Raw genomic sequence first — 8,568 nt, 5'->3', positions numbered from 1 at the left:
TCGTCAACAAGCGCTGCTTGCGCGAATACGGACGCGTGCCCAGAACGCTGTCCCCCACAACAACCAAGCCAGCCCCGTAAACATCATCCGACAATACCTCAATCCCGGGATCGCGACCTATCAGGGATGTCGCGACTCAACAGGCCAATTTCGAGCAACGGTGTCTATGCCCAAGGATTTAGAACCCCCGCGTAGACGGCTCTCCGAAATTCGATAAACTCCATCCGTAAAGCCGCTCCCATGCGGCTGTTCTGTTGATTGGAGATACCGGAATGCCTACATCCTTGACGCGCCGTCACTTGGCGAAGCTCGGCCTCGGCCTCGGCGCCGCTGCGGCCCTCGGCCGTAATGCCTTGGCGCAAGCGCCGGCGTTTTTCCGTATCGGCACGGGCGGAACGGCAGGCACGTATTATCCTGTCGGCGGACTCCTCGCCAACGCCATCTCCAGCCCGCCGCAGCTGATCCTGACCGCTCAGGCTTCCAACGGCTCCGTCGCGAACATCAACTCGATCGCCTCGGGGGCGCTCGAGTCCGGCTTCAGCCAAGCCGACGTCGCCTATTGGGCTTATACCGGCACCGGTCTTTTCGAGGGAAAGAGCAAGCTCGAGGATCTTCGCCTGCTCGCCAATCTCTATCCCGAGAGCATCCACCTCGTGGCCGCGAAGGCTGCCAACATCAAGTCCGTCGCCGACCTGAAAGGCAAGCGCGTTTCCCTCGACGAGCCGGGCTCGGGCACGCTCGTCGACGCCCGGATCATCCTGAATGCTTGGGGAATCAAAGAGGGCGACGTCAAGGCCGACTTCCTGAAGCCGAACCAGGCGGCGGAAAAGATGCGCGACGGCGGCATGGACGCCTTCTTCTTCGTCGGCGGTTATCCGACGAGCGCCATTACCGAACTCGCCGCGACGGGTGGCGGCATCGACATCGTTCCTCTTGCCGGCCCCGAGGCCGATGCGCTGATGAAGCAGTACAACTTCTTCTCCACAGACGAGATTCCGGCAAATACCTACAAGGATGTCGGAGCCGTCAAAACTCTTGCGGTCGGCGCCCATTGGATCACCTCTGCGAAGGTGCCCGAGAATGTCGTATACGAGGTGGTCAAGAATCTCTGGAGCGACAAGACGCGCGCCGCGCTCGATGCGGGGCACGCCAAGGGCAAGTTCATCCGCAAGGAGACCGCTCTGACCGGTGCCGGCATTCCGGTCCATCCGGGTGCCGCCAAGTTCTATAAGGAAGCAGGCCTCCTGAAGGCCTAAAGCCTAACCATCCTATGGAAATGCCCCTTACGGCCTCTGTCGTGAGGGGCAGTTTCATGTCGAGCGTTCGAAGCGAGCCTATCCCCATGTCCCATGCAGACGCCTCCGTGATCGTCGAAGATCGCAGCCTTGAAGAGAAATTCGATCCCGAGATGCGCTTCAGGCCTCTTCGGCCCGGCACCGCATGGATCGTGGCGGGGCTCCTCTTCGCGCTCTCCATGTTCCACTACTATACGGCCGGCTTCGGTCTGCTGCGCGAGACCACCCATCGCGGCATCCACATGGCCTTCGTCCTGGGCCTGATCTATCTCGTTTTCGCCGCACGCAAGTCGGATCAGGACAAGCTGGCGCCGTCCGAATGGTGGCGTCCGGGAGGAATTTCCCTTCTCGATTGGACACTCGCCGCCGTCGCTGCCGTGACGAGCCTCTACGTTCCCTGGATCTTCAGCGAACTTGCGTTCCGGGTCGGCAATCCCACGACCATGGACGTGATCATGGGCACCGCCCTGATCCTCGTCCTTCTCGAGGCGGTCCGGCGCTCGGTCGGCTGGCCGCTTCCCTTCATCGCAATTCTGCTGATGCTCTATGCATATTTCGGGCCATCGATGCCCGGAATCCTCCAGCATCCGGGAGCGTCCTGGCCGAACATCGTCAACCATCTCTATCTGACGAGCCAGGGCATCTACGGCATCGCCCTCGGGGTGGTTGCCACATACGTCTTTCATTATGTGCTGTTCGGCGTTCTGGCGACCCGTGTCGGGCTCGGCAAGCTGTTCATCGATCTGGCATCCTGCTTGGCGGGCCGCTATGCGGGAGGGCCGGCCAAGGTGTCGATCTTCGGCTCGGCCCTGTTCGGCATGATCTCGGGTTCGTCCATCGCCAATACGGTTACGGTCGGCTCTCTGACCATTCCCGCCATGATCCGCCTGGGCTATCCGCGCCACTTCGCGGCTGCCGTCGAATCGACCGCTTCGACGGGTGGACAGATCACGCCGCCGATCATGGGGGCAGCGGCCTTCCTGATGGTCGAGTTTCTCAACGTTTCCTATCAGACCGTGATCCTGGCGGCGATCGTCCCGGCACTGATGCACTTCTTCGGTGTCTTCATGCAGGTTCACTTCGAGGCCCGCCGCTCCGGCATGCGGGGCATGAACCCGGAGGAGCTGCCGAGCCCGGCACGGGTGCTGCGGGAAGGATGGCAGTCGGTTATGCCGCTCGCCGTTCTCCTCGTCGTCCTTTTCACCGGGTTCACGCCGTATCTTGCGGCCTTCTGGGGCATCACCGCCTGTATCCTCATCGGCACGGTGCGCATTCCGGTGATCACGCTCGCCTTCCTGGCGGCGATCGTCGGGGCGATCGCCGGTGGCGTGCTAACGCAGCTCGCCTTCGTGGTTCCCATCTTCGCCATCCTCGTCGGTTTGATGGTCTGGACCTGGCTCCAAAGCGACACCGGCAAGGCCAAGATCATCGATCTCATCGATGCCTTCGTCGTGGGCGCAAAATATGCCATCGGCGTGGGCGCCGCGGCTGCCACGGTCGGGATCATCGTCGGTGTCGTGACCCTGACGGGGGTCGGCTTCAAGATCTCCTTCATCGTCACGTCCTTCGCGGCGCAACTGGCGCAGGGCTTGGGAGACTATGTCCCGGCCGCGTTCTTCGACCTGAAGGGCATGACCCTGTTCTTCACACTCGTGATGACGGCCCTCGTCTGCATCCTGCTCGGATGCGGCGTTCCGACGACGGCGAACTACATCATCATGGTGACCGTGGCGGCCCCGGCCCTCGGGCTTCTTGGAGTGCAGCCCATCGTGGCGCATTTCTTTGTGTTCTATTACGGAGTCCTCGCCGACATCACGCCACCTGTTGCGCTCGCCGCCTATGCGGGTGCGAGCATGGCGGGCGCCGATCCGTTCAAGACCGGAAACACCGCGTTCCGGCTTGGACTCGGCAAGGCGCTCGTGCCGTTCGTCTTCGTCTATGGCCCTGCCATGCTGATCGTGACGCCTGAATTTACATGGCCCAGCTTCCTCTTCGTCACCGCAGGCTGCATGTTCGGGATCGTCCTCCTGTCCGCGGCGTTCACGGGTTATGCCCTCGGGCCGATGCGAGCGTGGGAGCGGTGGCTCGCGGGAATTGCCGCCCTGCCGATCATCGCGCCCGACGTGACCATGACGTTGGTTGGTTTGGCGCTTGCGTGCCCGGTGATCATCGTCCAGCTGATGCGGGCTCGCCCGCATCGGCCTCCGTTGCCCGCCTAACGGTGCAAAGGGTGCCCTCCCAAGGCCCTTTTCCACCCGCCGACCTTCTGCGTTAGGACCATGCCATGACGTCGAAAACCGAGAGTCTTCGAGCTTACACGCGCCTCGCGCCGGTGATCCCGGTCGTGACGATCGACGATGCACGCATGAGCATCGACCTTGCTCAAACCCTGGTGCAGGCCGGGTTGCCCGTTGTGGAAGTGACCTTGCGAACGCCGGAGGCGCTCGATGCGATTGCGGCCATCGCGAAAGCGGTCCCGGAAGCCGTTGTCGCCGCAGGCACGGTTCTCACCGCGAGCCAGGTCAACGAGGTGATCGATGCCGGGGCCAAGCTCATCGTCACGCCGGGGACGCCGCCGAAGCTGGCGGAGCATCTTGCGGACGCGTCCATTCCGGTCATGCCAGGCTGCGCGACAGTGTCGGAAGCGATGGCCCTTGCCGGTCTCGGCTTCGAATTTCTCAAGTTTTTTCCTGCTGCGGCATCCGGCGGCGCGGCGTGGCTGAAAGCCGTTCAGGGGCCGCTCCCGAAGTTGTCCTTCTGCCCCACGGGGGGCATCGACCTCGCCAGTGCACCCACCTATCTGGGCCTTGGCAATGTTCCTTGCGTCGGAGGAACCTGGGTCACGCCTGCGGATGTCCTCCGCAAAGGCGATTTCAAGCGCATCGGCCAACTGGCGGCCGCGGCGGCCGCTCTTCGCCGGACAACCTGAACCATTCGAGGCCGCCCTCGTTGTGTCCGTGACTGGAACATAACGAAGGGAGGCCCTCGTGGTCGATTACCGCAAGCTGCTGGATGCCGTCGTCGGAGCTTTGGCAAAGCCCGATCAGGGACAGGCCCCTGGGGCATCGGGTGCTGCCTCAGGATCATCAGGGTCGCAGACGGGCACCACGTCGCTCCCTCCGGTGCTGGATAAAGCCAAGGAGCTCGCCACGAAGCATCCTGCCTTGGCGCAGGCTGCCTTGCTGGGACTCGCCGGCCTCATGTTCGGCAAACGAAAGAAGGGCGGCATCGCGGGCGGCATTGCGAAGCTCGGGGGCCTCGCGGTCATCGGCGGGCTCGCCTACAAAGCATATCAGAGCCAAAAGGGCAGGGCGTCTGAGACCGCCGCCATGGATACGGTCACGGCTTCCCCTTTGCAGATGTCGTCGGGGGTCAGTCCTTTGGACGTGCCCGAAACCTCCCGTTTCCATCCCGTATCGCAGACGGAAGACGACGCCATGCGGTTCCTCCGGGCCATGGTCGCTGCGGCCGCCGCCGACGGGCAGATCGACCAGATCGAGCGGGAGCGGATTACACGAGGATTGGCGCAGGCCGGTATCGACCCCGAGGCAACCCGTTGGCTCGATCGGGAGATGGAAACGCCTGTCAGCGTCGATGAACTGGCGGATGGCGTCGAGGACCCCGAGCTGGCTGCCCAGGTGTACGCCGCGGCTTTGCTGGCCATCGATCCCGACACTCTTCAGGAGCACGAGTTTCTGCGGCAGCTTGCGGATGCTCTCGATCTCGATCCGAAGCTCAAGAGCCAAATCGAGGAGACGATCGGGGCAGCCCGGTGAGGACGAGCCTTCGAGGCTAAAGAGGGGCGCTGCGCGCGAGCGGGCGGATGCGCTGATAAAGGACGGTGGTCTGGCGTCCGCCCTTGTCGTCGTAGCGTTTCCCGAGAACGAAGCCGAGCTCGGAGGAGTACAGGTCGGTGTGCTCGGAGAGAACCCGGCCCTCCGGGTTCATGAGGCGGTTCCGGATGATCAGGACATCATAGCCGCAGGATCCAAGCTGCAGCTTTTCCTGTCCGGCAACGGTCATTTCCAGGGAGATCGGAGCACCGACCCGGCTAGGCTCGGCCGGAGCATAGGTGAAAGCGCGCCGGGCCTTCGGATCCAGCGGAAAGATCGAGCGCAGGTCCGAGAGCGGCACATTGAAACGGCGCCCGTTCTCGTCGGAGCGGCTGATTTCGAAGAGCCCGCGATAATAGATCACATCCTGCTTCTTCCCGCCCGGATAGAGATTGACCACATGCACGAAGTTCTCGGCGCTTGGCCGCACTTCGGCCTGGGTGCCTTGGCGCTCGAGCACGAAGCCTGTTCTGGCCGTTTGGGCCGTCAGGCACTCGTCGGCCGTTGCCGGGGCAACGGAGCCCAGGACAAGAGCAAGAAGCAGAAAGCGGTGAACCATTCGACTATCCAGGTGTTCTCGGACCTCGATGAGAACGATTTTTGGTATGATGTTGCAAGAGGAATTTCCTGGTCCCTTGATTTCCTGGTCCCTTGATTTCCTGGTCCCTTGGTTTCCTGGTCCCTTGCAAGTTCGATCGACGCCATTGCTGACGAAGCCGGCTTCGCTTGCAGGAAGGCGTCCCGGCCAAAAGCATACCTGCGACGATCCGAGGATGGTTGATTTCCGTCGCGGCTCCAGATCAAATCGCGGCACGCACAGAGTTCAGTGGAAAGGATCCATTCATGGCCGAGAAGCCGAGACGCCGGACGCCTGATCAGCTTCGCTCCCGGTTGTGGTTCGACAACCCGGACAATCCCGGCATGACCGCCCTCTACCTGGAGCGGTACCTCAATTACGGCCTGACCCGGAACGAATTGCAGGGCAAGAAGCCGATCATCGGCATCGCTCAGACGGGATCCGATCTGTCTCCCTGCAACCGTCACCATCTCGAGCTGGCAAAACGCGTCCGCGACGGCATCACCGAGGCCGGAGGCCTGGCGTTCGAGTTCCCCTGCCATCCGATCCAGGAGACCGGCAAGCGTCCCACAGCCTGCCTTGATCGCAACCTTGCCTATCTGTCGCTGGTCGAGGTGCTGTTCGGCTATCCGTTGGACGGCGTCGTGCTGCTGACCGGCTGCGACAAGACCACGCCCGCCTGCCTGATGGCGGCGGCGACGGTGGACATCCCGGCCATCTCCCTCAATGTGGGTCCCATGCTCAACGGCTGGTTCCATGGCGAGAGAACCGGTTCCGGAACGGTGATCTGGAAGGCGCGTGAGCGTCACGCCGCCGGCGACATCGATTATCAGCAGTTCATGGACATCGTCGGCTCTTCCGCTCCGTCGGTCGGGCACTGCAACACCATGGGCACCGCGTCGACCATGAATGCCCTGGCCGAAGCGCTCGGCATGGCCCTGCCTGGATCTGCCGCCATTCCGGCGCCTTACCGCGAGCGTGGCCAGGTGGCCTACGAGACGGGCAGGCGCATCGTCGAGATGGTGTGGGAGGATCTCAAGCCCTCCGACATTCTGACCCGGGAGGCTTTCGAGAACGCCATCGTGGCCAACGCGGCCATCGGCGGCTCCACCAATGCCCCGATTCACCTCAATGCGCTCGCCAAGCATATCGGCGTTCCGCTCGATTGCGACGATTGGGAGCGCGTCGGTTTCGAGATCCCGCTGCTCGTGAACGTGCAGCCTGCCGGCGAATATCTCGGCGAAGAATATTTCCGTGCCGGCGGTCTGCCTGCCGTGATGGCCGAGCTGATCGGTGCCGGCAAGATCCATGAGAACGCCCTGACCTGCACGGGCGCCACCATGGGCGAGAACTGCCGCGGCAAGTTCACCTGGGACCACGACGTGATCCGCAGCTACGACAATCCGCTGAAGGAAAAGGCGGGCTTCCTCAATCTGAAGGGAAGCCTGTTCGATTCCGCCATCATGAAGACAAGCGTGATCAGCGAGGAATTCCGGAACCGGTACTTGAGCAATCCTCAGGATCCGAATGCCTTTGAAGGCCCCGTGGTCGTCTTCGACGGGCCGGAGGATTATCACCACCGGATCGACGATCCCTCCCTCAACATCGACGAGCACACCATCCTGATCATGCGCGGTGCCGGCCCGGTCGGCTATCCGGGCGCAGCCGAGGTGGTGAACATGCAGCCGCCGGGAGCGCTGATCAAAAAGGGTGTCCTGTCCCTTCCCTGTATCGGTGACGGGCGCCAATCGGGGACATCCGGAACGCCGTCGATCCTCAATGCATCGCCGGAGGCTGCCGTTGGGGGAGGGCTTGCTCTGCTCCGGACGGGGGACCGCATCCGGGTCGATTTGAACAAGCGCAGCGCCGACATCCTCATCTCCGACGAGGAGCTGCAGCAGCGTCGTCGGGACCTCAAGGAGCAGGGCGGTTATCCCTATCCGGAAAGCCAGACGCCTTGGCAGGAGATCCAGCGGGCAATGGTCGACCAGCTGTCGGAAGGCATGACCCTCAAGCCTGCCGTGAAGTTCCAGCGCGTGGCGCAGAAGTTCACGCCGCGCGATAACCACTGAGGCCATCAACGCCGGAAAGACGGCCCATGGACAGGCTCAAGGGAAAAACCGCCCTCGTCACCGCAGCGGGGCAGGGGATCGGGCGCGCCATCGCGGAGGCATTCCTCCGCGAAGGTGCGTCCGTTTGGGCAACGGATCTCGATCCGCTCAAGCTTGAAACCTTGGAGGGGGCACGGACGCGAAAGCTCGACGTGCTTTCCACATCCGATGTCGAAGCCCTCGTGGCCGAGGCCGGTCCGCTCGATATTCTGGTGAATGCCGCAGGCTTCGTGCACCATGGGAGTGCTTTGGACTGCTCGGAGCGGGACTGGGATTTCTCGTTCGATCTGAACGTGAAATCGATGCACCGCACGATTCGAGCCGCGCTTCCGGGAATGCTCGAGAGGGGAAGAGGTTCGATCGTCAATATCGCGTCCGGCGCTTCGTCCGTGAGGGGCATCCCCAATCGCTATGTTTACGGCGCGACCAAAGCGGCGGTGATCGGGCTGACGAAAGCGGTCGCGGCCGATTTCATCCGAAAGGGCATCCGCGCCAACGCGATCTGTCCCGGAACGGTCGAATCACCCTCCCTCGACGAGCGCATCGCGGCTTTGGCCGAGGCGTCCGGTCAAAGCCTTGAAACGGTTCGGCAGGGCTTTGTCGACCGGCAGCCAATGGGGCGGCTCGGAACTCCGGCGGAGGTGGCCAGTCTCGCCGTTTATCTGGCCTCCGACGAGGCCAGTTATACGACCGGCCAAATTCATCTCGTGGATGGTGGCTTCGCTCTCTGATGGAGTGACGATTTGGGGACG

7 protein-coding genes are annotated in these 8,568 nt (G+C 62.7%); 6 read left to right on the top strand and 1 reads right to left on the bottom strand.

Features of this window, described 5'->3' with window-relative positions; translation table 11 throughout:
- The first annotated feature begins 272 nt into the window (after positions 1-272).
- The 4 genes from LJD17_RS18165 (at position 273) to LJD17_RS18150 (ending at position 5,071) form a co-directional block, all read left to right on the top strand.
- Entirely contained in the window at positions 273-1,256 is a 984-nt protein-coding gene (locus tag LJD17_RS18165) for a TAXI family TRAP transporter solute-binding subunit (protein WP_227385615.1), read from the top strand.
- Between the two features lie 86 nt (positions 1,257-1,342).
- Positions 1,343-3,514: a TRAP transporter permease gene (locus LJD17_RS18160; protein WP_227385614.1), complete on the top strand. Its 2,172-nt coding sequence runs from the start codon at positions 1,343-1,345 to the stop codon at positions 3,512-3,514.
- 65 nt (positions 3,515-3,579) lie between these two features.
- Positions 3,580-4,224 (top strand): bifunctional 4-hydroxy-2-oxoglutarate aldolase/2-dehydro-3-deoxy-phosphogluconate aldolase, encoded by a 645-nt coding sequence (eda, locus tag LJD17_RS18155; RefSeq protein ID WP_227385613.1) that lies wholly within the window; start codon positions 3,580-3,582, stop codon positions 4,222-4,224.
- Positions 4,225-4,282: 58 nt separating this feature from the next.
- Positions 4,283-5,071, top strand: a complete 789-nt coding sequence (locus LJD17_RS18150) for a tellurite resistance TerB family protein (protein ID WP_227385612.1) — start codon at positions 4,283-4,285, stop codon at positions 5,069-5,071.
- Positions 5,072-5,087: 16 nt separating this feature from the next.
- On the opposite strand, the gene LJD17_RS18145 is transcribed toward LJD17_RS18150, so the two are convergent.
- Positions 5,088-5,687 carry a hypothetical protein gene (locus LJD17_RS18145; RefSeq protein ID WP_227385611.1) on the bottom strand — a complete coding sequence of 200 codons (600 nt, stop codon included), beginning with the start codon at positions 5,685-5,687 and terminating at the stop codon, positions 5,088-5,090.
- A gap of 284 nt (positions 5,688-5,971) precedes the next feature.
- Between LJD17_RS18145 and LJD17_RS18140 the strand changes: the two genes are divergently transcribed.
- Positions 5,972-7,777, top strand: a complete 1,806-nt coding sequence (locus tag LJD17_RS18140; RefSeq protein ID WP_227385610.1) for an IlvD/Edd family dehydratase — start codon at positions 5,972-5,974, stop codon at positions 7,775-7,777.
- Positions 7,778-7,803: 26 nt separating this feature from the next.
- Complete coding sequence (locus LJD17_RS18135; protein ID WP_227385609.1) at positions 7,804-8,547, top strand: SDR family oxidoreductase; 744 nt, start codon at positions 7,804-7,806, stop codon at positions 8,545-8,547.
- Positions 8,548-8,568 lie beyond the last annotated feature (21 nt).

It is taken from the genome of Microvirga rosea, from assembly GCF_020595095.1.
Classification (GTDB): domain Bacteria; phylum Pseudomonadota; class Alphaproteobacteria; order Rhizobiales; family Beijerinckiaceae; genus Microvirga; species Microvirga rosea.
The sequence above is the reverse complement of the archived record's forward strand: the minus strand, read 5'-3'. Positions and strand labels throughout refer to the sequence as shown.